Source organism: Actinomadura formosensis (assembly GCF_050948385.1).
GTDB lineage: Bacteria > Actinomycetota > Actinomycetes > Streptosporangiales > Streptosporangiaceae > Spirillospora > Spirillospora formosensis.
This window is the reverse complement of the sequence record NZ_CP192011.1, coordinates 6,700,056-6,722,387: the sequence shown is the minus strand read 5'-3', so window position 1 is coordinate 6,722,387 and position 22,332 is coordinate 6,700,056. Positions and strand designations below refer to the sequence as shown.

The following is a 22,332-nucleotide window of genomic DNA, read 5'->3' as shown; positions in this document are numbered from 1 at the left end:
TCGGCGTCGCGGTCGCGGATTTCCGCTATTTGGGGGTGTTGGCGCGCAGGATGAGTTCTTCGCGGAGGGCGGCGGCATTGCCGGCCGGGTCCTGGGGAACGTGCACCTCCATTGTCACCAGCAGGTCTCCCCTGGTGCCGTCGCGGCGGGGCGCGCCACGGCCCCGTACCCGGAATATGCGGCCCGAGGGCGTTGCGGCGGGGAGGCGCAAAGTGACGGGCGGGCCGCCGAAGACGGGAACACGGATCTCGCCGCCCTGCGTGGCCTCCGTGTAGCTCATCGGAACGGTGACGGTCAGGTGATCGCCGCGGCGGCCGAAAACGGGATGCCGCCTGATGCTGATCCTGACGTAGAGGTCCCCATCGGGCGCACCGTCGGCACCTGGCTTTCCCTTGTTTCTCAGGCGGACGAACTGCCCATGGCCCACACCGGCGGGAATCTTCGCGGCGAGGACTCTGGCCGCGTCGATCAGGCCGCGGCCGGCGCAGGCGCTGCAGGGGTCATCCGCGATCAGGCCGCGTCCCCAGCAGCCGGGGCAGGCCGTATTCGAGGGGTCCTCGTCCGGTGCGGCCTCCTTTCTCAGCCCGGTGCCGTCGCAGCGCGGGCAGCGGCGGAGACCGGTGCCTTCTCCGGCCCCCGTTCCCCGGCATCTGGCACAGCGCTCCGGGCGTGTCAGCCGGATGGGCAGCGTCACCCCCTCCAGCGCCTGCGCGAACGTCACGGTCGCGTCGACCTCAAGGTCGCTGGGACGAATGTGCCACGAGCGCCCCATGCTCTTGATCTCGTCCTCGATCGCGCGGAACTTCGCGGCCACCGTCGCCGCGTCCGCCGGGCGTTCGGTGCCGCGTTTGGCGAGGAGTGCCCGGGTCAGGCGATCCAGTTCGTCCGGAACGTCGGGGCGCACGGCGCACGGGCTCGGCGGCGGCACGTTGAGGTGCGCGTGCATCAAAGCGCCGATGCCCTTGTCGCCGGGGAAAGGCGGTCGTCCGGTCTCCAGCTGGTACAGCACGCAGCCGAGCGCGTACAGGTCGGTTCGCTGGTCGATCCGGCCGCCCTCAAGCTGCTCGGGCGCCATGTAGGAGGGGGTGCCGATGATTCCCCGCCCGGTCAGGCCGGCCGTCGCCTCGGCGAAACGCGCGATGCCGAAATCGCAGATCTTGACCCTGCCGCTCTCCAGGACCATCAGGTTGGCGGGCTTGATGTCGCGATGGACGATTCCGCCGGCGTGCGCCGCGGAAAGGGCCTCGGCGATCTGCCGTGCCAGCTCCAGCACCCGGGGAATGGGCAGACCCCGGGGTTCCCTGGACAGAACGCTGCGGAGGTCCTCGCCCTCAAGAAGCTCCATGACGAGGAACAGGTGACCCTCGTGTTCGCCGAAGTCGAACACCACGGTGATGCCGGGATGCTGGAGTCTCGCCGCGATCTCGGCCTCCCGCCGGAAACGGGTGACGAGGCTGGAGTCGGCGCGCGAATGAGCACGCAGCGTCTTCACCGCCACGGCGCGGCGCAGCCGCGTATCGACGGCGCGCCAGACCTCTCCCATCCCGCCGCTGCCGAGAAGGCGCTCAAGCCGGTAGCGTCCAGCGAGTTCCAGCCCTTCACGCAAGTGCCCTCAACTCCCAGCCACCCGCCGCGACCCCGTTGGGGAAGTTCCGAAGCCGAAGATAGTCCAGGAGGGGCCGGAAAAGGATGGTTCCGCGTGGAGGCGGACGTGGCCGGTGAGCCGGGGGCTAACCGCCGGGTGCCGCGGGCCGGGTCAGCCAATCGGTGATGGCCTGGTTCATCCGGTGCTTGGTTTCGGTGGGGGCGAAGGAGGCGTCGACGGCGGCGCGGGCCAGGCCGGCGAGGGTGGGGTCGTCGTAGCCGAACGTGTCGCGGACGAGGGCGTACTCGGCGGCCAGGGGGGTGCCGATCAGGGCGGGGATGTCGGTGTTGAGGGTCACGGTCAGGCCCGCGTCGCGGAGGCGGGGGAGCGGGTGGGCGCCGAGGGAGGGCGCGAAGCCCAGGGCGACGTTGGACGATGGGCAGACTTCGAGGGCGATGCCGCGGTCGCGGACCTCGGCCACGAGATCGGGGTCGTCCAGGACGCGGATGCCGTGCCCCAGGCGCTCGGTGCGGCCGGGGCCGATCGCGTGGCGGATGCTCGCGGGTCCCTCGCCTTCGCCGGCGTGGTGGACGATGTGCAGCCCGGCGTCGTGGGCGGCGGCGAACACCGCGTCGAACGGGGCGCCGGGGTGCGCCTCGTCGCCGGCGAGCCCGACGGCCACCACGCGGTCGTGGCGGCGGGCGAGGTCCAGGGTGCGCCAGGCGCGTTCGACGGAGCGGCGCCGGGAGTGGTCGAGGATGAGGCGGCACTCGATCCCGAAGGCGTCCTGCCCGGCCTCCAGGCCGTCCAGGACGGCCGCGAGCGGCATGCCGAGGTCACCGAGGCGTTCGCCGTGGCCGGCCGCCGTGAACGAGACCTCGGCGTACCGGACGCCCTGCGCGGCCTCGTCCGCGCAGAACTCGTAGGCGATCCGGTGGAAGTCGGCGGGACGGCGCAGGCAGGCCCGCACGAGGTCGTTCTGCGCGAAGAAGGAGGCGAAGTCCCCGAACGCGCCCACCTCGCCGGGCACCCGGACACCGTTGGCCGCGCCGATCTCGCGGAGGGTCGTCCACCGCACGGTGCTTTCGAGGTGGACGTGCAGGTGGGCTTTGGGCAGGGTCAGCAGGTCGCGCACGGACGTTACGGTATGGGCGCGCCACCCAGGACGACCAGCGAATATTCGCGTGCACGAGCACGCCGGGCGCGGCGCCCCGGTTCAGCCGGGGAGGGCGTAGCGGCCGTCGTCCAGCGGGTCGACGAGGCCGTCGGCGATGAGGGCGTCGAGGGCGCGTTCGCGCTGGACGGTGTCCGACCAGACGGCGTCGAGGGCCGGTTTCGCGACGGGTCCTTCGGCGTCGCGCAGGACGGCGAGGAGGCGGCCGCGGCACTGCCGGTCGGTGCCCGCGTACGTCTGGCCCCGGCGCGGCGGCCCGTCGTAGGCGGGACGTCCGGCCAGCTGCCACGCGCACCTGTCGAGCACCGGGCAGTCGACGCAGCGGGGTGTGCGGGCGGTGCACACCAGCGCGCCCAGTTCCATGACGGCGACGCCCCAGCGGGCGGCGGTCGGGGGATCGGCCGGCAGGAGGCTCTCCGCGAGCCGCACCTCCGCCCTGGTCTGCGACTTGGGCGGATACTCGGCACCGGACAGCAGCCGGGCCAGGACGCGCCGGACGTTGGTGTCGAGGACGGCGTGCCGCTGCCGGAACGCGAAGCTCGCGACGGCCGCGGCCGTGTAGGCGCCGATGCCGGGGAGCGCCAGCAGTTCCTCGTGCGCGGACGGGACCTCGCCGCCGTGCCGCTCGGTGATCGCGCGGGCGCTCTCGTGCAGGCGCAGCGCGCGGCGCGGGTAGCCGAGCCGGCCCCACGCCCGGACGGCCTCGCCGGACGGTTCGGCGGCCAGCGCGGCGGGTGCCGGCCAGCGCGTCATCCAGGCGTCCCAGACGGGCAGGACGCGCGCGACCGGTGTCTGCTGGAGCATGATCTCGCTGACCAGGACGCCCCACGGGCTCGCGTCCGGCGCCCGCCACGGAAGATCCCGGGCGTTCGCCTCGTACCAGTCGAGGATCGGGGCGGTGTACACGGAGTTCAGGTTCATGGCGCGCCGCCATTGTGACACGCGGCGGGCGTTCCCTCGTCCCGGTCCGCTGAGGCGTCCTAGTGCCCGGCGGTGAGGGCGGCGCGATCAGACATAGCGTTCCAGGATGGAGGATTCGGCCAGCCGGGAGAGGCCCTCGCGGACGCTGCGGGCCCGGGATTCGCCCACGCCGCCGACCGCCTGGAGGTCGTCGATGCTGGCGGCGAGGAGTTTCTGCAGGCCGCCGAAGTGCTCGACGAGGCGTTCGACGACCGTGCTCGGCAGCCGGGGGACCTTCGCGAGGAGGCGGCAGCCCTTGGGGCTGACGGGCAGGTCGAGGGCGTCCGGGCCGGAGAAGCCCATCACCTCGGCGACCGTGGACAGGTCGAGGAGTTCGTTGGCGGAGAGCGCGTCCAGCGCGGTGAGGATGGCGGCCACGCCGCGGGTGCGGGTGTCGTCGGAGGGGTAGTCGCGGACGATCAGCTCCCGGTCCGCGTCGACGCCGGAGACCAGCTCGTCGAGCTGGAGGGAGAGCAGGCGGCCGTCCGTGCCGAGTTCGACGACGTAGCCCTCGATCTCGTCGGCGATGCGGCGCACCATTTCGAGGCGCTGGACGACGGCGCTGACGTCCCGGACGGTGACGAGGTCCTCGATTTCGAGGGCGGAGAGCGTGCCCGACACCTCGTCGAGGCGGAGTTTGTAGCGTTCGAGTGTCGCCAGGGCCTGGTTGGCCTTGGACAGGATCGCCGCCGAGTCTTCGAGGACGTAGCGGGTTCCGTCGAGATACAGCGCGATGATGTGCATCGACTGGCTGACCGAGATGATCGGAAGGCCGGTCTGGCGGGCGACGCGTTCCGCGGTGCGGTGACGCGTCCCCGACTCCTCGGTCGGGATGGTCGAGTCGGGCACGAGGTGGACGGCGGCGCGGACGATGCGGGTGTGGCTGTTGTCGAGGACGATCGCGCCGTCCATCTTGGCGAGTTCGCGAAGGCGGGTCGCGGAGAATTCGACGTCGAGCTCGAAGCCGCCCGTGCACAGCTCCCTGACGGGCTTGTCGTAGCCGAGCACGATCAGGCCGCCGGTGTGGCCCCGAAGGATCCGCTCCAGTCCGTCGCGAATCTGGGTGCCCGGGGCCACCGCGGCCAATGTGGCGCGGCGTCGTTCGTCATGACCCTTGTCGTGTGATGGCACCTGACCCCCGGAGGTCGCTGGACGGCGCCAGTTTACCGAGGAGGGCCGCGGACTGGTTCCTCCCCAGGTCGCAAGCCCGCGTTGTGTGGAGTAATACGTGAAGTAATACTTTGCCGCGGCCCCTGTCAGGGGGCCGTGAACGCTACCTGGAGGGCCTGTTGCAGGCTGTCGACCTCCATCACCTTCATGCCCTCGTAGCTGCTGAGCTGGGGGTCGGCGCGTTTGAGCGGTGACCCGTCGGCGAGTTCGAGGGAGCCGCGCGGGACGACGGCGTACTTGAACCCGAGCCGGGCCGCCTCAGCGAGCCGCCGCTGGACGCCGGGCACGACCCGGACCTCCCCGGCGAGCCCCACCTCGCCCAGCGCGATCAGGCTGTTGGACAGGGCCTGCTCGACCGTGGACCCCGCGACGGCCAGGCCGAGGGCCAGGTCGACGGACGTCTCGGTGAGCCGCACCCCGCCCACCGTCGAGACGTACACGTCCTGTTCGTGCATGGAGATCTTGCAGCGTTGCGCGAGGACGGCCAGGACCATCGCGACGCGGGAGGTGTCGAGCCCGGACGTGGCCCGCCGCGGCGCCGGCAGGTGGGATTTGGCGACGAGCGACTGCACCTCGGCGACCAGGGGGCGGCGGCCTTCCAGCGTGACCGTCACACAGGTGCCGGGGACGGGTTCCTCGCGGCGGGTGAGGAAGAGGCCGCTCGGGTCCGGCAGGCCGACGATGCCGACCTCCGACAGGTCGAAGCAGCCCAGCTCGTCGGTGGGCCCGTAGCGGTTCTTCACCGCGCGGATCATGCGGAGCCGGGAGTGCCGGTCGCCCTCGAAGTACAGGACGACGTCGACCAGGTGCTCCAGCAGCCGCGGCCCGGCGATCGCGCCCTCCTTGGTGACGTGGCCGACCAGCACGACGGTGATGCCGCGCTCCTTGGCGACCCTGATCAGGTTGGCGGCGACCTCGCGGATCTGCGTGACGCCGCCGGGCGCGCCGTCCGCCTCGGACGTTCCGATGGTCTGGATGGAGTCGACCACGAGCAGCGCGGGCTCGACGGTGTCGATGTGCCCGAGGACCGCGGAAAGCTCGGTCTCGGCCGCCAGATACAGGTGGTCGGTGATCGCCCCCACCCGGTCGGCGCGCAGCCGCACCTGCTCGGCCGACTCCTCACCCGTCACATAGAGGACGTTCTTGCCGCCCGCGCCCTCGCCTCCCGTCGAGGCCAGCGCGGCGACCTCCAGCAGCAGCGTCGACTTGCCGATGCCCGGCTCGCCCGCGAGCAGCAGCACGGCCCCGGGGACGATGCCGCCGCCGAGCACCCGGTCCAGCTCGTCCAGGCCGGTGGGGCGTGTCTGCGCGGACCGGACGTCCACCTGCCCGATCGGCCGCGCCGGCGCGCTGACCGGCCCGGCGGCCACGACCCGCGCCGGTGTCGCGGACGCCGCCTCGGTGACCGTCCCCCACGTCTGGCACTCGCCGCAGCGCCCGACCCATTTGGACGTCTGCCACCCGCACTCCGAGCACCGATAGGCCGCCTTGGCCGTCTTAGCCTTCGCCATGCGCGGCAGCCTAGAGCCCGGCCCCGACAGTCAGCGCTCCTTATGGGCCCGTTCGATCAGGTCGCCGAGGTGGTCGGAGACGGTGCCGGGGCGTTCGAGCATGGCCATGTGCCCGGCGGTGGGGATGATCTCCAGGCGGCCGGACGGCACGCAGGAGGCGATCTTGATGCTGTGCTCGACGGGGGTGAGCACGTCGTTCTCGCCGCCGAGGACGAGGGTGTCGGCGGCGGCGAGGGACGCGCAGTCGCTGATGACCTCGGTCGTGATCATCGAGCGGAAGTAGTCGGCGAAGGCGTCCATGCGGGTCTCGATCATCATCTGCTCGGCGAAGGCGACCGCGGCGGGGCTGGCGTCCGGGCCGAAGGCGATGAGGTCCTCGACGAGGGTGGTGACGTCGCGGCCGAAGTGGCGGACCTTCTCGATGGCGCCGGCGCCCGCGCCGAGGGCGCCGAGGGCGCGGGGCAGGACGCGCCGGGTGGTGCGCGCGACCAGCGCGGGCAGGCCCAGGGTGACCTCGCCGAGCCCGCCGGACGAGGTGCACAGCAGGCCGGTGGCGAGGACCCTGCGTCCGATCAGGCCGGGGTTCTCGTCGGCGTACCGCATGACGGTCATGCCGCCCATGGAGTGCCCGACGAGGACGACGGGGGTGTCGGCGGGGACGGTGGCCTCGATCACGGCGGCGAGGTCGCCGGCGAGGCGGCCGAGGGAGTAGCCGTCGCGGCCGCCGCCGTCGGAACGGCCGTGGCCGCGGTGGTCCCAGAACACCAGGCGGCCGAGGCCGCGCAGCGCCTTGCGCTGGAAGTGCCAGGAGTCCTGGGTGAGCGTCCAGCCGTGCGAGAAGACGACGGCGAGGTCGGTGCGCTCCTCGCCGTCGATCTCGGCGTACAGGCGGGTGCCGTCGTCGGCGCGGACGGGCGTCGGGCGGCCGCGCAGCGAGCCGAACGGCTCGCCGGCGAACGGGTCGGGGCGCAGCTGGAGGCGGCGCAGGGCGCGGCGCTGGGCGAGGAGTCCGGCGCCGGCTCCGGCGGCGCCGACGGCGGTGGCGGCGAGCAGGCCGCCGAACGCTCTTCCAGCGGTGACACGGCTCGTGGTGGCGGCGTTGCCCATGCTCCGTTCCTCCCGGATGACCAACCCGTCGGTAACTCAGGGGCAACGCCACCACAAATTCACCGCATAGTCCACCTCGAAGCCGGCTCCCGCGGCGTCGACCTCGCGCAGGCAGGCGTCCGCGAGGCCCGGCGGGAACTCGATCCGCAGGACGGCGGTGAGATCGTCCCGGTTCTGGAACGACCACCGGATCGTCAGCGGCTCGCGGGCGAAGCCGCGGCGCGTCCAGAAGCGCTCGACCGCCCCGGGGTCATATTTCGGCAGGCCGCGGCGGAACCAGCGGCCGAACGTGGAGCGGGTGGCGTCGTTGTCGATGATGAAGATCGCCCCGCCGCGCCGGACGACCCGGTCGAGTTCGGCGAGACCGGGTTCGCAGCCCGGCCCGAAGAAGTACGCCCACCGGGCGTGGACGACGTCGATCGAGGCGTCCGGGAGCGGCAGCGCCTGCGCCGCGCCGGTACGGACGGTCACGTTGGGCAGGCCGCGGGTGCGGCGGGCGGCGGCCGAGGCGAGGCCCGCGTGCGGCTCGACGCCGATCACCCGGTGCGCGTCCGCGGCGAAGAACGGGAGGTGGAAGCCGGTGCCGCAGCCGAGGTCCAGGACGTCCGCCCCCTTCCACGGGCGGATCGCGCGCATCGCGTCGGCGAGGACGCCGTCGGGGTCGACGGCGCGGTTCTCCAGTTCGTAGACCTGCGGGGAGTTCCAGATGTTGGGGCTCGGCACGGCGCCCGGCGCGATCTCGGCCACGGAAACAGAGCGTAGCCGGGGCCCGGCACGCATCAATGGCGCGTCCATGGGGACGGAGCAAGGAGGATCACTCGCGGCGGTTGTTTCATCACGGCCGCCGCCGCATAGGCTTTGCCTTGCGAACCTGATGAACACCGTCGAGCGATCATTCCTGGCGAGGAAGCCTTGACCCCGCAGCACAACGGCGTCCGTTCACCCGCTCTGCGGGTCCCGGACGCGCCGATCACGCTCTCCACCGCGTCGGTCTACCCGGAGAAGGTACCGAGCGCGTTCGAGATCGCCGCGCTCCTGGGCTACGACGGCATCGAGGTCATGGTCTCCACGGACGCCTCGTCGCAGGATCTGAACGTCCTGCGCCGCCTGTCCGACTACCACCAGGTCCCCATCAAGTCGATCCACGCGCCCTGCCTGCTGCTCACCCAGCGGGTGTGGGGGCGTGAGCCCTGGGGCAAGCTGGTGCGCTCCAAGGAGGTCGCCGAGGAACTGGGCGCGGAGGTCGTTGTCGTCCATCCGCCGTTCCGCTGGCAGCGTGATTACGCCAAGGAGTTCGTCGAGGGCCTGGCCCGTATGCAGGACGAGACGGATGTCCTGTTCGCGGTGGAGAACATGTTCCCGCTCAAGGCGCGCGGTGCGGAAGCGGGCATGTACCTGCCCGACTGGAATCCCGTCGACCAGGACTACCCGTACGTCACCCTCGACTTGTCCCACACCGCCGTCTCGGGGTCGGACGCCGTCGACATGGCGGGCGACCTGGGGGACCGTCTGCGGCACATCCATCTCGCCGATGGTGTGGGCATCACCAACAAGGACGAGCATCTCGTCCCGGGCCGCGGCAACCAGCCGTGCGGGGCGATGCTGGAGAACCTCGCCGAAGGCGGCTTCCGGGGGCACATCGTCCTGGAGGTGAACACGCGGCGCGCGACCAGCCGGGTCGAGCGGATGGAGGACCTCGCCGAGGCCCTGGCGTTCGCCCGCCTGCACCTGGCCGCCGCCGACCGCACCTGGGAGGTCACGCCGGCCGGGGAGGTCACCCGCCGGGGCGTGCGGTGACCGAGACCACCGGGCGCCGGGGGCCGGGGCGCCGTCCCGGCCCGACGGAGACGCGCGAGAAGATCCTGGCCGCGGCGCGCGAGATGTTCGCCGAGAAGGGCTACGACGGCGTTTCGGTGCGCGCCATCGCCCGCGCCGCCGGCGTCGATCCCGCGCTCGTCCACCACTTCTTCGGCAGCAAGGACGGCGTGTTCGTCGAGGCGATGCGCTTCCCGGTGGACCCGTCGGTCCTGCTGCCGCGCATCATGTCGGTCCCGCGCGACCGGCTCGGTGAGGCGGTCGTCCGCGCGTTCCTGGCGGTGTGGGGGGACGCCGACCGCCGCGCGCCGCTGCTGGCGATGCTCCGCTCGGCGATGACGAACGAGCGGGCGGCGACGCTGCTGCGCGAGTTCGTCACGGTCGCGCTGACCGAGCGGGCGCGGCAGGCGCTGGACGTCCCGCACGCGCAGATCCAGGCGGCGGCGGGGCAGATGATCGGCCTGATGATCCTGCGGTACGTCCTGCGCGTCGAGCCGATGGCGTCGGTTCCGGAGGAGGAACTGGTCGCGCTGGTTTCACCGGTCATCCAGCGTTATCTGACATCGGCCTGAGCTTCGCCGGGCCTCCTTGACCGGGCTCCGCCGCGCACATAAATTCAACACATGATGAGTTCTAGCCCGGTGAACCAGGAGCCGGCCGTCCGGGTGCGCGACCTGCGGGTCGCCCGCGGCGGCCGGGAGGTCCTGCACGGGCTCACCTTCGACATCCCGCGCGGCGAGATCGCCGGCCTGATCGGCCCGAGCGGCTGCGGGAAGACCACGCTGATCAGGGCGCTCGTCGGCGTCCAGATCGTGGCGGGCGGCACGGTGACGGTGCTCGGCGCGCCGGCCGGATCGTCCGCCCTGCGGCGCCGCGTCGGATACGCGACGCAGTCCCCGGCCGTGTACGCCGACCTGACCGTCGCCGAGAACCTGCGCTACTTCGCGTCCGTCCTGCGCGCGCCCCGCTCGGACGCCGACCGCGTCATCGACGAGGTCGGGCTCGGCCGCAACCGCGGCCAGACCGCGGCGACGCTGTCCGGCGGGCAGCTCAGCCGCCTCAACCTCGCCGTCGCGCTGCTCGGCTCGCCCGAGCTGATCGTCCTGGACGAGCCGACCGTCGGCCTCGACCCGGTGCTGCGGCAGGAGCTGTGGGAGCTGTTCCGGGACCTGGCCGACGGGGGCGCCACGCTCGTCGTGTCCAGCCACGTCATGGACGAGGCGCGCCGCACCGACCGGCTGCTGATGATGCGCGAGGGGGCGGTCCTCGCCGATGGCACCCCGGAGGAGCTGCGCTCGCGCACCCGGACCTCCGACCTGGAGGCGGCGTTCCTCCGGCTGATCAATGAGAAGGCAGGGAGTCCCGCATGAGCGCGGCCATCACCTTCGCCACGATGCGGCGTATCCTCGCGCAGCTCAAGCACGACCACCGCACGCTCGCGCTGCTGGTCGGCGTGCCGACGCTGCTCATGGTCCTGCTGCGGTACGTGTTCGACCAGCCGGTGCTGTTCGACCGGATCGGCCCGATGCTGCTCGGCCTGTTCCCGTTCACGGTCATGTTCGTCGTGGCCAGCATCGCCACCCTCCGCGAGCGGACGAGCGGCACCCTCGAACGGCTGATGACCATGCCGCTCGCCAAGCTGGACCTGCTGACCGGCTACGCGCTCGCGTTCGGGCTGCTCGCGCTCGTCCAGGTCGCCGTCGTGCTGGCGATCTCGCTGACCTGGCTCGGCCTCGACCTGCACGGCTCGCTCGGCTCGCTCATCCTCGTCGCCCTGCTGGACGCCCTGCTCGGCATGGCCCTCGGCCTGCTGGCCAGCGCGTTCGCGCGGACCGAGTTCCAGGCCGTCCAGTTCATGCCCGCGCTCGTCCTGCCGCAGCTGCTGCTGTGCGGGCTGATCTACCCGCGCGAGAAGATGGCGTCCTGGCTCCAGGCGATCGCGGACGTCCTGCCGCTGTCCTACGCGGTGGAGGGCATGCAGCAGATCAGCGCCACCCCCGACTTCACCGGCACCCTGGCCCTGGACGTGGCCGTCATCGCCGCCTTCACGATCACGTCCCTCGTCCTGGGCGCCATCACCCTCCGCCGCCGTACGGCATGACCCGTGAACGGCGGCCGAGGTTTACACGCGGCGGTGTGTCGCTCCTCAACCGGACAGGTGGGGGCAATCAGGCTCTCCGTGCTCTATCGGGCTGGTAGCTTCGCGCCATGACCTCCCCAGAGCACGGGCCACCGGGGCCGCAGCGGCCCGCGGAGGCTCCGCAGCCGCACGCCGCCGACCAGGCCGCGGGCGCCAAGGAGGCTCCCGAAAGTGACGCCGAGGGCGCGTTCTGGGGGGCCTCGGACGGCGCCGAGCGCAAGCGGAAGCGGCGCTGGCCCCGCGTCCTGATCGCGGTAGGGGTGTTCCTGGCGCTGGTCGTGGCCGGGCTCGGCGGCCTGCTGTGGCAGCGCCAGTCGTCCTACAACGGCAACATCGACCGGATCAAGGGAGTGATGCCGGACACCGGGGCGAAGCGGCCGGGGCCGAACGTGGAGGGAACCGAGAACTGGCTGCTCGTCGGCTCGGACTCGCGGGCCGAAGGCGGCACGACCGGGGAGGGTAACCAGGTCTGGAAGCCGGGGCGGCAGCGCACTGACACGATCATGCTGCTGCACCTGCCGGCGGACCGGAAGAAGGCGTACGTGATCTCGTTCCCGCGCGACTCGTGGGTCGAGATCCCCGGCTACGGCAACCAGAAGATCAACGCGGCGTTCTCGTTCGGCGGGCCGAAACTGCTGATCGAGACGATGGAGAACCTCACCGGCGTCCGCATCGACCACTACGGCGCGATCGACTTCGAGGGGTTCAAGGCGATGACGGACGCGCTCGGCGGCGTCACCGTCAACGTCAAGCAGAGCGTGTACGACCCGGCCCGCAAGAAGCAGTGGACGGCGGGCAGGCAGAAGCTCGACGGCGAGGAGGCGCTGCTGTTCGTCCGGCAGCGCTACAACCTGCCGAACGGCGACTTCGACCGGATCAAGCGGCAGCAGGCGTTCCTCGGCGCGCTCGCCAAGCAGGCCGCGGACCGGGGCACGCTCACCAACCCGCTCAAGCTCGACCGGTTCCTGTCCGCGCTCAGCAAGTCGATCAGCGTGGACGAGGGCGTGTCGGCGGGCGACCTGCGCTCGCTGGCGCTGAGCATGCGGGACGTCCGGGCGTCGGACGTGATGTTCATGACGTTGCCGCACAAGGGCACCGGCATGCGCGGCAAGCAGAGCGTCGTGTTCCTGGACGGGACGAAGGCGAAACAGCTGTTCGAGGCCGTGAAGAGCGCCGAGATGGCCGAGTACGTCAAACAGTACGGCGGCGGCAACAGCCTGGGCACCGTTTCGTGATCGCCGGCCCGCGGCGGGCATAACCTGGGACGGGTAGGGGCCCAGGGAGCAAGGGGTGCGTACGGTGCTTCGTCAGGCGTTGCTCGCCGCGTCGCGCAGTGGCGGCGCGCGCAGGGTCGTGGAGACCGCGCCGTTCACCGGCGACGTCGTCCGCCGCTTCATCGCCGGGGAGACGATCGAGGACGCGACACGCGTCACCGGGGAGCTGACCGGCGAGGGGCTGCTCGTCACGCTGGACGTCCTGGGCGAGGACACCCACGACAAGGGCCGCGCCGAGGCGAACGTCGAGCACTACGTCGAACTGCTGGAACGGCTGGGCGCCGCCGGTCTCGGCACACGCGCCGAGGTGTCGTTGAAGCTGTCGGCCATCGGCCAGACGTTCGATGAAGACCTCGCCTTGGAGAACGCCAAGCGAGTGTGCGCGGCCGCCCGTTCCGCCAGTACGACGGTCACTCTCGACATGGAAGAGCACACGACCGTCGATTCGACCCTTGGGATCGTCCACGAGCTCCGGCGTGACTTCCCGGACGTGGGGGCGGTCATCCAGTCATATCTGCGGCGGGCCGAGGAGTACTGTGCGGAACTGGCCTACGAGGGGTCACGCGTAAGGCTGTGCAAGGGCGCGTATGCGGCACCGGCGGCGGTGGCCTTCACTGACAAGGACGAGATCGACAAGTCGTACGTCCGCTGTATGAAGGTCCTGATGGCGGGCAAGGGCTACCCGATGCTCGCCACGCACGACCCACGGCTCATCGACATCGCCGGGGCGCTGTCGATCCTGCATGAGCGCGACGCCGACACCTTCGAGTACCAGATGCTCTACGGGATCCGTCCGCAGGAGCAGCGCAGGCTCGCCGCACAGGGCGCGCAGGTCCGCGTCTACGTCGCGTACGGGCGCGAGTGGTACCAGTACTTCATGCGGCGCCTCGCGGAGCGTCCCGCCAACCTCCGCTTCTTCCTGCGCTCCGTTGCCGGACGGGCGTGAACCGCGCGGCTATAGGCTGGGCCGGTCGATGAATCCCCACGTCAAGGTATGCCGATGATCGCGATTCTGGGTGCCGGGAAGATGGGCGAGGCGCTGCTGTCCGGGGTGCTGCGGGCCGGCCGCCGCCCGTCGGAGCTGATGGCGACCGCGCGCCGCGAGGAGCGGCGCGCGCTGCTGCGCGAGCGGTACGGCATCGAGGTCGTGCCGAACACCGAGGCCGCCGCGAAGGCCGAGACGCTGATCCTCGCGGTCAAGCCGCAGGACATGGGGGCCCTGCTGGACGAGATCAGCGCGCACGTCCCGCCCGGCCGGCTGGTGATCTCGATGGCGGCGGGCATCACCACGGGGTTCGTCGAGGCGCGGCTGCCGGAGGGCGTGCCCGTCGTCCGCGTCATGTCGAACACGCCCGTCCACGTGGACGAGGCGATGAGCGTGATCTCGCCCGGGTCGCACGCGGCGGAGGAGCACCTGAAACGGGCCGAGGAACTGCTGTCCCCGGTCGGGAAGGTGCTGCGCATCCCGGAGTCGCTGCAGGACGGCGCGACGGCCCTGTCCGGCAGCGGCCCGGCGTACTTCTACTACCTGGTCGAGGCGATGGTGGACGCCGGCATCCTGCTCGGCATGCCGCGCGCCGCCGCGCTGGAGATGGTGATCCAGTCGGCCGTGGGCGCGGCGATCATGCTCCGTGACTCGGGTGAGCATCCGGTGCTGCTGCGGGAGGCGGTCACCTCCCCGGGCGGGACGACGATCTCGGCGATCCGGGAGCTGGAGCGGCACGGTGTCCGCGCCGCCGTCCTGGAGGCGATCGAGGCGGCCCGCGACCGGGGCCGCGAGCTGGCGGGCGGCTGACCGCCCGGCGCCCGGGTGCGGGGCGCGGCCGTGCCTAGGCCGCCTTGTTCCGTCGCGGCGCGGCGTGGTGGGTGACGGTGCAGACGAATCGGGCCGCGCCGCGCATCGCCTCGCTCGCCTCGGGCAGGACGCGGTTCAGGATCTGGAAGACGTGCATCTGCCCGTTCCAGACCTGGAGCTCGCAGGACGCGCCGGCGCGCTTCAGCGCGTCCGCGAACGCCTCGGCCTCGGCGCGCAGGACCTCGGCGCCGCCGACCTGGATGAGGACGGGCGGCGTGTTCGTCCAGGCGCAGGTGAGCAGGGCCAGCCGCGGGTCCTTGAAGCCGGCGGACCCCACCACGAGGCGGGCGATCCGGCGTGCCGAGGCGGGGCTGATGTAGGGGTCGCGGGCGCGGCGCTGCGCCTGGATGGCGAGTTCGCAGGTCAGGTCCACCCAGGGGGAGAACAGGGCGAGCCCGGCGGGGATCGGCAGGCCGAGCCGGCACAGCTCGCCGGCGAGCGCGGCGGCGAGGTGCCCGCCGGCCGAGTCGCCCGCGACGACGATGCGGGAGGCGGGAATGTTCCGCGCGAGCAGCAACCGGTAGGCGCTGACGGCGTCCTCCAGCGGCGCCGGGAACGGATGCTCGGGCGCGAGCCGGTACCGGGGCGCGAGGACGGGCAGGCCCGTGTCGTGCGCGAGCCGCGAGGTGATCGGACGGTGCGTGCGCGGCGAGCAGACCACGTAGCCGCCGCCGTGCAGGTACAGGATGGCGCCGTCGGCCTTTCCCTCCGGGACGTCCCGGGGGATGACCCACTCGCCCCTGATCGGACGCTCGTCGCCGTCGCCGTCGCCGTCCGCGGACCGCTCGTTGAGTCCCTCGATCCGGACACCGGAGCCCGGCCGCAGCAGCAGCGACGCGGCGTCGACCGTGGAGCGGGCGGTGCGGATGCCGGTGGCGTGGCCGGGGAGGTAGTGCAGAAGCGGACGGACGCCCAGACGCAGAGCGCCGCTGATTGCTCGGCTGCGAACGCTCGGGCTGTCCATCTGACCCCCCTTTGATATTTCGCGTTGTCTGACCTGTATGCCCCGTTTTACGGAGTAATTCACGTCACAGTTTCGTACTGAATCCTTGAAGACCGCAGCGGCGGCCGGGCAGGGCGTGTGAGCCGGGCCACGTGACGGGCGCGATACCGTGAGGTCATGAGCAGTCCCGCGCCGTCCCCGCGCTCCGGTCCCGAGAACTGCGGGCTTGAGATCTTCTGGGACGAGCGGCTCATCTCCTACGACTTCGGCCCCGGCCACCCCATGAACCCCGTGCGCGTCGAGCTGACGATGGCGCTGGCCCGGGAGCTCGGCGTCCTGGACCGTCCCAACGTGCGGGTCTCGGCGTTCGAGGCGGCGGGCGACAAGCTGCTCCGGCTCGTCCACGAGGAGTCCTACATCGCGGCGGTCAAGCAGGCCGGCGCGACCGGGCTGCCCGAGATCCGGCACGGCCTCGGCACCCCCGACAACCCGGTCTTCCTCGGCATGCACGAGGCGTCCGCCCTGGTCGCCGGCGCTTCGGTCGCCGCCGCCGAGGCGGTCTGGACGGGCCGCGCCGAGCATGCCGCGAACATCTCCGGCGGCCTGCACCACGCGCTGAGCGGCGCCGCCAGCGGGTTCTGCGTCTACAACGACCCGGCGATCGCGATCGCCTGGCTGCTGGAGAACGGCGCCGAACGCGTCGCCTACGTCGACATCGACGTCCACCACGGCGACGGCGTGCAGGACGCCTTCTACGACGACCCGCGCGTCCTGACGATCAGCCTGCACGAGACGCCGCGCACGCTGTTCCCGGGCACGGGCTTCCCGGACGAGACGGGCGCGGACGGCACCTCCGTCAACATCTCCCTGCCGCCCGGTACCGGCGACCGGCAGTGGCTGCGCGCGTTCGACGCGATCATCCCGCCGCTGCTGCACCGGTTCCGGCCGGACGTCCTCGTCACCCAGCAGGGCGCGGACGGGCACGCGCTCGACCCGCTCGCGCACCTCCTCCTCAGCGTGGACGGCCAGCGGACGGCCTACGCGCTGCTGCACCGGCTGGCGCACGAGACGGCGGGCGGCCGCTGGGTGCTCACCGGGGGCGGCGGCTACGAACTGGTGCAGGTGGTGCCGCGCGCGTGGACGCATCTGCTGGCGGAGGCCGCGGGCGGGCCGATCGCGCCGGACACCGAGACCCCGCGGGAGTGGCGCGACTTCGTCCGGCGGCGGACCGAGGAGATCGCCCCGCGCCGGATGACGGACGGAACGCAAGTGGTGGAGGTCAGCAGGTGGGGGAACGGCTACGACCCGAGCAGTCCCATCGACCAGGCGGTGCTGGCGACGCGGCGGGCGGTGTTCCCCGAGCACGGCCTCGACCCGCTGACGGACGAGTGACCCCCGCGCCGGGCAGGGACGAGCTGCGCGCCCACCTCGTCCGCACGATGATCGCGGGCGATGTCGCGACACCGCGCCAGAACAACCTGCTGCACTACCGGCGGATGGCCGCCGGCAACCCGTACTACCAGTTCGGCCTGGAGCTGAAGCCGTCGTGGACGGAGCGGACCGTGCTGGAGATGATGGTCGAGCGGTGCGGAGTCAGCCCCGACCCCAGGCATCTGTACGGCGACGACACCATCGATCCCGACATCACGCTCGACATGCTTGAGGCGATGGGCGACCGCATCGGCCTCGCGGCCCGCCGCAGGGAGAACGTGGTCATCGCGACCGGTCACCCGGCCACGCTGACGCCGCTCTACCAGGCGGTGGCGCGTGCGCTGACCGAGGCGGGCTGCCGGGTGCTGACGCCCGCGACCGGCTGGACGTATGAGATCGAGACCGGGTACGGCGGCCTGGACCTGCGCCGCCTCGTCTACGCCGAGCACGGTGTCGCGATGCTGGAGGGCGACGACTACCGGACCCACCACACGCACGACCCGCACCCGATGGAGGCCATGCTCCGGGAGCTGTCCCCTAGCGCTTCCGGGGAGTCGGTGGAGGCTAAACCTGATATTTGGCCGGATCTGGCCATCGCTGATCACGGCTGGGCCGGAGCCGCCGGTCAGGCCGGCATCGACACCGTGGGGTTCGCGGACTGTAACGACCCCGCGCTGTTCGCCGGGGCCGCCGAGGGCAAGATCGATGTCGTCGTCCCGCTCGACGACGGTGTCTCCCCGCGCCACTACGCGCCGCTGACCGCCTACATCCTTGATCGGGCGGGGCTGGCCCCGGCGGGCTGAGCCCCGTCCCAGCCCGCGCCCGGCCGACCGGTGCCCGTCCGGCATGTCACAGGGGGTGACAAGGCCGCCGTAACGGGACGGATGAGCTTGTGCGACGCCATCGAGGGCAGCGGAACCGCAGGTCAGTGCGGGATCCTGGTTGACGACCGTTCGTTGTGACACGGATAGTGCCGTTACGTCCACGTTGAGTATGGAATCGACACTGTATCCCCACGGTCAGGTCGGGATACGGAAATGTGCGGAACTCCCCTCTTGCGACTGCCGGTGCGCGATTTACGCTGGAGGAAGTACACGTGCGTGATCGAAGTCACCCGAAGGGCTGTGCGCGGCACGTGTGGAAGAGGGCGTCCGATGAACTCAGGCGAGCGACCTCTGAGTGAGGTCAGGTTCCTGACCGTGGCCGAAGTGGCCTCGGTGATGCGGGTGTCCAAGATGACCGTCTACCGCCTCGTCCACTCGGGCGAGCTTCCCGCGATCCGCGTGGGCCGCTCGTTCCGGGTCCCCGAGCAGGCCGTTCACGACTACCTGCGCGACGCGTACATCGAAGCCGGATAACGGGTAAGGGCGGGGCATGAGCCATGACCCCGCCCCGTACTCCGCACCCGGCCGCGCAGGGGGCCTCGGGGCGATCCCCAGGGACCGCCCCGGAGCCGGGGACGCAGGACGAGGACCGGCCGGCGGCCTCGCGGCCGCCGGAGCCGGTACCGGGGGAGCGGGGGCAGCGCCTCCGCCGTCCCCGGCCCGGCGGGACGGTCCGGACACCGAGCGGGACGGGCGGCGACCGCCCGCCCCGGTTCGGCGGTGCCCGGCGCCGTGCGAGGCGCGGTGCCGGATGCCGCAGGTCGGTCCGCGATGCGACGCGGCCGGCCGCGAGCCGCCTCCGCGGCGCCATGAGGCGGGCCGAGGCATGATCTCCGCCCGTTCGGCGGTAGTCTTGTGCGACCGACCGTGCACGCTTCATGGGCCATGCTCGCCCGCGGCACGTTCGTCTCCTGCACATCACCCGATACGCCGAGCGAGGTCTCGTGGGCTCTGTCATCAAAAAGCGCCGCAAGAGAATGGCCAAGAAGAAGCACCGCAAGCTGCTGAAGAAGACGCGAATCCAGCGCCGCAACAAGAAGTGAGCCCGTAGGGGGTGGAGCGCACGGTGTCCTCCATGCCCGTCGCCGCGGCCCGTGTCGTCCTCGTCACGGGCGTCTCCCGTTTCCTGGGGGCGCGGGTCGCGAACGCGCTGCAGGCGGAGCCCGGGATCGAACGGGTCATCGGGGTGGACACGGTGCCGCCCGCCGAGTCCCTCGGCCGCACCGAGTTCGTCCGCGTCGACATCCGCACGCCCGGCATCGCGAAGATCATCGCGTCGGCGGGGGTGGACACGGTGGTGCACCTCAACCTGGTGACCTCCTCGGCCGCCCCGCGGGCGAAGGTGAAAGAGCTCAACATCATCGGGACGATGCAGCTGCTCGCCGCCTGCCAGCGCTCACCGGACATGCGCAAGCTCGTCGTGCGGTCCTCGGCGGCCGTCTACGGGTCCTCGCCGATGGACCCGGCGGTCTTCACCGAGCGCGACGAACCGGCCGAGCCGCCGAGGAGCGGCTACGCCAAGGACGCGGTCGAAGTCGAGGGCTACGTCCGCGGGCTGATGCGGCGCCGCTCCGACCTGACCGTGTCGGTGCTGCGGTTCGCGAACCTCCTCGGCCCGGGCGTGGACTCGCCGTTCACCCGCTACCTGCACCTGCCGGTCGTCCCGACGGTGCTGGGCTTCGACCCGCGGCTCCAGTTCGTCCACGAGGACGACGGCGTCGAGGTGCTGCGGCGCATGACGGTCGAGGCGCATCCCGGCTGCTACAACGTCGCCGGGGACGGCGTGCTGCTGCTGTCCCAGGCGCTCCGCCGCGCCGGACGGCCGTACCTGCCCGTCCCGTCGCCGTCCCTCTCGGTGCTCGGCGACATGGGACGCCGCTTCGCGGGCCTGTCCGGGTTCTCGCCCGAACTGCTGCGCTGGCTGACGTACGGGCGGGTCATCGACACCACCGCCCTGGAGACCGAGCTGGCGTGGCGCCCCAAGTACAGCTCCGAGGCCGCCTTCGCCGACTTCGCCGCCGCCCAGGGCCTCACCCACAACCGGCTGACGCACCTGCTCGGACGCGCCTGAAAGGGGAGCCCGCGATGTTGAACGCCCGCCACGCGGACGACGACGAGGACGCGCAGGTCATCCCGCTGTCCCCGGACCGCCAGGACTCCGCCGGCGACTCCCCCGCCGGGCCCGGCCTCCTCGAACGCGGCATCGCCTCCGGGCTGGCGTTCCTGCGCCGCCGCCTGGCCGGCGACTACGAGGTGGACGAGTTCGGCTTTGACCCCGAGTTCACCTCCACGGTCCTGCTGCCGCCGGCCCGCGCCCTCTACGAGCACTGGTTCCGCGTCGAGCTCTGCGGGCTGGAGAACGTCCCCGAGGACGGTGCCCTGCTCGTCGCCAACCACTCGGGCACGATCCCGCTCGACGCGCTGATGCTGTCGGTCGCGCTGCACGACCACGCCGACCGGCAGATCCGCCTCCTCGGCGCCGACCTCGTCTACCAGATCCCGATGCTCGGCCACCTGGCCCGCAAGGCCGGCCACACCCTCGCCTGCCAGGCCGACGCCACCCGGCTCCTCGCCAAGGGCGAGCTCGTCGGCGTCTTCCCCGAGGGTTTCAAGGGCGTCGGCAAACCCTTCTCCGACCGCTACAAGCTGCAGCGCTTCGGCCGCGGCGGTTTCATCGGCACCGCGCTGCGCGCCGGCGTCCCGATCGTCCCCTGCGCCATCGTCGGCGCCGAGGAGATCTACCCCAAGATCGCCGACCTGCGTCCGCTGGCCCGGCTGCTCGGCCTTCCGTACTTCCCGATCACCCCGACGTTCCCGCTGCTCGGCCTCGCCGGCCTCGTCCCGCTCCCGTCCAAATGGGTGATCCAGTTCGGCGAGCCCATGACGCTGGACGGCTACGAGGCCGACGACGCCGACGACCCCATGACGGTCTTCGAGCTCACCGACCACGTCCGCGAGAACATCCAGCACATGCTCTACGAGGCCCTCCTGCGCCGCGGCCCCGCCTTCCTGTGACCGGCGAGCCGGGCGGCTCGTCCGTGCTCGCCTGCGCCGGCCCGCGCGTCCCTAAAGTAGGCGCATGCCGCTCCGAAGCCGGATGGTCGCCCGTGACCTGGCCGAACCGCACCGCGTGTCCAGCCCGCTGGAGTTGCTGTTCGACCTGACGTTCGTCGCCGCCGTGTCCCAGGTCTCCGGGCGCCTCGCCCACGCCACGGGGACCGCGCACACCGGGGACGCCATCGCGCCGTTCCTCATGGTGTTCTTCGCCATCTGGTGGGCGTGGATGAACTTCACCTGGTTCGCCTCCGCGTACGACACCGACGACGTCCCGTACCGCGTCATGACGTTCGTGCAGATGGCGGGCGTCCTCGTCCTCGCGGCGGGGGCGCCCGCCGCGTTCGACGGCGACTTCACCACGGTCACCCTCGGCTACCTCGTCATGCGCGTCGGCCTGGTGAGCCTGTGGGTGCGCGCCGCGATCGCGCATCCCGCCGGACGAGCCACGGCCCTCCGCTACGCCGCCGGCCTCTCGATCGTCCAGGTGTTCTGGCTGTCCCGGCTCGCCCTTTCCGGCGGCGGCCCGATGTGGCTGTTCTTCGTCCTCGTGGCACTGGACCTCTCCGTCCCGCCGATCGCGGAGCGTTCCGGCACGACGGCCTGGCACCCGCACCACATCGCCGAACGGTACGGGCTGTTCACGATCATCCTGCTGGGGGAGAGCGTCCTCGCCTCGACGAACGCCGTCCAGGACGCCGTCGAGCACGGCCTGCACGCCGACCTCGTCACGATCGCCCTGGCCGGTCTCGCCATCCTGTTCGCGCTCTGGTGGATCTACTTCTCCGAGCCGGCCGGGGAGGGGCTGGAGCGGCACCGCGACAGGTCGTTCGTCTGGGGCTACGGCCACTACCTCGTCTTCGCCGCGCTCGCCGCCATCGGCGCGGGCCTCGAAACGGCGGTCGCATCGGCGGGCGGGCACACCGGAGCGGGGACGCGGACGGTCGTCGCCTCTGTCGCCGTGCCCGTCGCCGTCGTCCTCGTCATGATCTGGGCCTTGCACGCCCCCATGCGCCGCCCGGCCGTCCGTCTGGAACTCGTCGGGGCCACCGCCGCCCTGATCCTCCTCACCCCGTTCGCCGCCCCCGCCATCGGCGTCCCCGCAAGCCTCGTGGCCATAGCCGCCCTCCTCGCCCTCCTCCTGACCACCACCCTCGCCCGCGAAGCCCTCGGCGAGGTCACCGGGTGACCCCGCCGTCCCCGCTCTCGGCCCGGACGCCCCGAAGACCGCCCGTGTCCTGGCGTACCGCGAGGGCGGGCGGTGCCGTCCCGGCGATCTGAAGGAGAGCGCCGTCACCCACGTCCCGGTCGTCGGCCTGCCCGACCCGGAACTGGCCCTCGTCTGGCGCCGCGGCCACGAGACAAGCGGGCGGAGATCCAGGCCAAGCGGACCCGTTCGGCGGCCCGGCTGCTGAAGAAGCGGGCGCGG

General features: G+C 71.9%; 23 protein-coding genes. 14 read left to right on the top strand and 9 right to left on the bottom strand.

All coding sequences use genetic code 11. From position 1 onward, the window contains the following. Positions 1 to 25 precede the first annotated feature (25 nt). The 7 genes from ACQP1N_RS31490 to ACQP1N_RS31460 form a co-directional block, all read right to left on the bottom strand. The gene (locus ACQP1N_RS31490; RefSeq protein WP_433227886.1) at positions 26 to 1,606 is read right to left on the bottom strand and encodes a protein kinase domain-containing protein; all 1,581 of its coding nucleotides are present in this window, start codon (positions 1,604 to 1,606) and stop codon (positions 26 to 28) included. Positions 1,607 to 1,730: 124 nt separating this feature from the next. Beyond that, positions 1,731 to 2,720 (bottom strand): adenosine deaminase, encoded by a 990-nt coding sequence (gene add, locus ACQP1N_RS31485; protein ID WP_067802405.1) that lies wholly within the window; start codon positions 2,718 to 2,720, stop codon positions 1,731 to 1,733. A gap of 81 nt (positions 2,721 to 2,801) precedes the next feature. Then, positions 2,802 to 3,680, bottom strand: a complete 879-nt coding sequence (locus tag ACQP1N_RS31480; RefSeq protein ID WP_067802408.1) for an A/G-specific adenine glycosylase — start codon at positions 3,678 to 3,680, stop codon at positions 2,802 to 2,804. Positions 3,681 to 3,767: 87 nt separating this feature from the next. Beyond that, entirely contained in the window at positions 3,768 to 4,796 is a 1,029-nt protein-coding gene (gene disA / locus ACQP1N_RS31475) for a DNA integrity scanning diadenylate cyclase DisA (RefSeq protein WP_242608624.1), read from the bottom strand. Between the two features lie 179 nt (positions 4,797 to 4,975). Then, a complete protein-coding gene (gene radA, locus ACQP1N_RS31470; RefSeq protein ID WP_067802414.1) occupies positions 4,976 to 6,400 on the bottom strand; it encodes a DNA repair protein RadA in 1,425 nt (474 codons plus the stop codon). A 30-nt stretch (positions 6,401 to 6,430) separates the two neighbouring features. Further along, positions 6,431 to 7,507 (bottom strand): alpha/beta fold hydrolase, encoded by a 1,077-nt coding sequence (locus ACQP1N_RS31465; protein ID WP_433227885.1) that lies wholly within the window; start codon positions 7,505 to 7,507, stop codon positions 6,431 to 6,433. Positions 7,508 to 7,543: 36 nt separating this feature from the next. Beyond that, positions 7,544 to 8,254 (bottom strand): class I SAM-dependent methyltransferase, encoded by a 711-nt coding sequence (locus ACQP1N_RS31460; RefSeq protein ID WP_433227884.1) that lies wholly within the window; start codon positions 8,252 to 8,254, stop codon positions 7,544 to 7,546. Between the two features lie 165 nt (positions 8,255 to 8,419). Here ACQP1N_RS31460 and ACQP1N_RS31455 point away from each other — a divergent pair, with 165 nt between their 5' ends. The 7 genes from ACQP1N_RS31455 (at position 8,420) to proC (ending at position 14,531) form a co-directional block, all read left to right on the top strand. Beyond that, complete coding sequence (locus ACQP1N_RS31455) at positions 8,420 to 9,304, top strand: sugar phosphate isomerase/epimerase family protein (RefSeq protein WP_067802423.1); 885 nt, start codon at positions 8,420 to 8,422, stop codon at positions 9,302 to 9,304. Then, positions 9,301 to 9,894, top strand: a complete 594-nt coding sequence (locus ACQP1N_RS31450) for a TetR family transcriptional regulator (protein WP_067802426.1) — start codon at positions 9,301 to 9,303, stop codon at positions 9,892 to 9,894. The genes ACQP1N_RS31455 and ACQP1N_RS31450 overlap by 4 nt, the downstream gene beginning before the upstream one ends. A gap of 51 nt (positions 9,895 to 9,945) precedes the next feature. Continuing rightward, positions 9,946 to 10,692: an ABC transporter ATP-binding protein gene (locus ACQP1N_RS31445; protein WP_067802429.1), complete on the top strand. Its 747-nt coding sequence runs from the start codon at positions 9,946 to 9,948 to the stop codon at positions 10,690 to 10,692. Further along, positions 10,689 to 11,423, top strand: a complete 735-nt coding sequence (locus ACQP1N_RS31440) for an ABC transporter permease (RefSeq protein WP_433227883.1) — start codon at positions 10,689 to 10,691, stop codon at positions 11,421 to 11,423. The genes ACQP1N_RS31445 and ACQP1N_RS31440 overlap by 4 nt, the downstream gene beginning before the upstream one ends. Before the next feature lie 107 nt (positions 11,424 to 11,530). After that, positions 11,531 to 12,697 carry an LCP family protein gene (locus tag ACQP1N_RS31435; RefSeq protein ID WP_067802435.1) on the top strand — a complete coding sequence of 389 codons (1,167 nt, stop codon included), beginning with the start codon at positions 11,531 to 11,533 and terminating at the stop codon, positions 12,695 to 12,697. 64 nt (positions 12,698 to 12,761) lie between these two features. Continuing rightward, entirely contained in the window at positions 12,762 to 13,682 is a 921-nt protein-coding gene (locus ACQP1N_RS31430; RefSeq protein ID WP_433232881.1) for a proline dehydrogenase family protein, read from the top strand. A gap of 54 nt (positions 13,683 to 13,736) precedes the next feature. After that, positions 13,737 to 14,531 (top strand): pyrroline-5-carboxylate reductase, encoded by a 795-nt coding sequence (gene proC / locus ACQP1N_RS31425; RefSeq protein WP_433227882.1) that lies wholly within the window; start codon positions 13,737 to 13,739, stop codon positions 14,529 to 14,531. A 34-nt stretch (positions 14,532 to 14,565) separates the two neighbouring features. Here proC and ACQP1N_RS31420 read toward each other — a convergent pair whose 3' ends face one another. Continuing rightward, positions 14,566 to 15,555 carry an alpha/beta hydrolase gene (locus ACQP1N_RS31420; protein WP_131732399.1) on the bottom strand — a complete coding sequence of 330 codons (990 nt, stop codon included), beginning with the start codon at positions 15,553 to 15,555 and terminating at the stop codon, positions 14,566 to 14,568. Positions 15,556 to 15,711: 156 nt separating this feature from the next. Here ACQP1N_RS31420 and ACQP1N_RS31415 point away from each other — a divergent pair, with 156 nt between their 5' ends. The 7 genes from ACQP1N_RS31415 to ACQP1N_RS31385 all read left to right on the top strand — a co-directional run bounded on the left by ACQP1N_RS31415 (position 15,712) and on the right by ACQP1N_RS31385 (position 22,092). Then, positions 15,712 to 16,926, top strand: a complete 1,215-nt coding sequence (locus ACQP1N_RS31415) for an acetoin utilization protein AcuC (RefSeq protein WP_407642182.1) — start codon at positions 15,712 to 15,714, stop codon at positions 16,924 to 16,926. Further along, on the top strand, positions 16,923 to 17,768 hold the full coding sequence (locus ACQP1N_RS31410) for a phosphatase (RefSeq protein ID WP_433227881.1): 846 nt from the start codon (positions 16,923 to 16,925) through the stop codon (positions 17,766 to 17,768). Before ACQP1N_RS31415 ends, ACQP1N_RS31410 begins: the two co-directional genes overlap by 4 nt. 351 nt (positions 17,769 to 18,119) lie before the next feature. Further along, positions 18,120 to 18,323: a helix-turn-helix domain-containing protein gene (locus tag ACQP1N_RS31405; RefSeq protein WP_067807328.1), complete on the top strand. Its 204-nt coding sequence runs from the start codon at positions 18,120 to 18,122 to the stop codon at positions 18,321 to 18,323. Between the two features lie 470 nt (positions 18,324 to 18,793). Further along, positions 18,794 to 18,892 (top strand): 30S ribosomal protein bS22, encoded by a 99-nt coding sequence (locus tag ACQP1N_RS31400; protein WP_018654693.1) that lies wholly within the window; start codon positions 18,794 to 18,796, stop codon positions 18,890 to 18,892. 32 nt (positions 18,893 to 18,924) lie between these two features. Next, positions 18,925 to 19,920, top strand: a complete 996-nt coding sequence (locus ACQP1N_RS31395; protein WP_067807343.1) for an NAD-dependent epimerase/dehydratase family protein — start codon at positions 18,925 to 18,927, stop codon at positions 19,918 to 19,920. 14 nt (positions 19,921 to 19,934) lie between these two features. After that, positions 19,935 to 20,864, top strand: coding sequence for a lysophospholipid acyltransferase family protein (locus tag ACQP1N_RS31390; RefSeq protein ID WP_067807331.1), 930 nt, complete (start codon positions 19,935 to 19,937; stop codon positions 20,862 to 20,864). Between the two features lie 64 nt (positions 20,865 to 20,928). After that, the gene (locus tag ACQP1N_RS31385) at positions 20,929 to 22,092 is read left to right on the top strand and encodes a low temperature requirement protein A (protein WP_433227880.1); all 1,164 of its coding nucleotides are present in this window, start codon (positions 20,929 to 20,931) and stop codon (positions 22,090 to 22,092) included. Here the strand turns inward: ACQP1N_RS31385 and ACQP1N_RS31380 are convergent. Next, a complete protein-coding gene (locus ACQP1N_RS31380; RefSeq protein WP_067807336.1) occupies positions 22,082 to 22,261 on the bottom strand; it encodes a hypothetical protein in 180 nt (59 codons plus the stop codon). The genes ACQP1N_RS31385 and ACQP1N_RS31380 overlap by 11 nt on opposite strands. Positions 22,262 to 22,332: the final 71 nt, after the last annotated feature.

Coding starts and splice junctions, on each gene's coding strand:
- ACQP1N_RS31445 (WP_067802429.1), top strand. CDS start 9,946: ATGATGAGTTCTAGCCCGGTGAACCAGGAGCCGGCCGTCCGGGTGCGC.
- ACQP1N_RS31415 (WP_407642182.1), top strand. CDS start 15,712: ATGAGCAGTCCCGCGCCGTCCCCGCGCTCCGGTCCCGAGAACTGCGGG.
- radA (WP_067802414.1), bottom strand. CDS start 6,400: ATGGCGAAGGCTAAGACGGCCAAGGCGGCCTATCGGTGCTCGGAGTGC.
- proC (WP_433227882.1), top strand. CDS start 13,737: ATGATCGCGATTCTGGGTGCCGGGAAGATGGGCGAGGCGCTGCTGTCC.
- ACQP1N_RS31405 (WP_067807328.1), top strand. CDS start 18,120: ATGAACTCAGGCGAGCGACCTCTGAGTGAGGTCAGGTTCCTGACCGTG.
- ACQP1N_RS31420 (WP_131732399.1), bottom strand. CDS start 15,555: ATGGACAGCCCGAGCGTTCGCAGCCGAGCAATCAGCGGCGCTCTGCGT.
- ACQP1N_RS31385 (WP_433227880.1), top strand. CDS start 20,929: ATGCCGCTCCGAAGCCGGATGGTCGCCCGTGACCTGGCCGAACCGCAC.
- ACQP1N_RS31435 (WP_067802435.1), top strand. CDS start 11,531: ATGACCTCCCCAGAGCACGGGCCACCGGGGCCGCAGCGGCCCGCGGAG.
- ACQP1N_RS31480 (WP_067802408.1), bottom strand. CDS start 3,680: ATGAACCTGAACTCCGTGTACACCGCCCCGATCCTCGACTGGTACGAG.
- ACQP1N_RS31465 (WP_433227885.1), bottom strand. CDS start 7,507: ATGGGCAACGCCGCCACCACGAGCCGTGTCACCGCTGGAAGAGCGTTC.
- ACQP1N_RS31390 (WP_067807331.1), top strand. CDS start 19,935: ATGTTGAACGCCCGCCACGCGGACGACGACGAGGACGCGCAGGTCATC.
- ACQP1N_RS31440 (WP_433227883.1), top strand. CDS start 10,689: ATGAGCGCGGCCATCACCTTCGCCACGATGCGGCGTATCCTCGCGCAG.
- ACQP1N_RS31395 (WP_067807343.1), top strand. CDS start 18,925: ATGCCCGTCGCCGCGGCCCGTGTCGTCCTCGTCACGGGCGTCTCCCGT.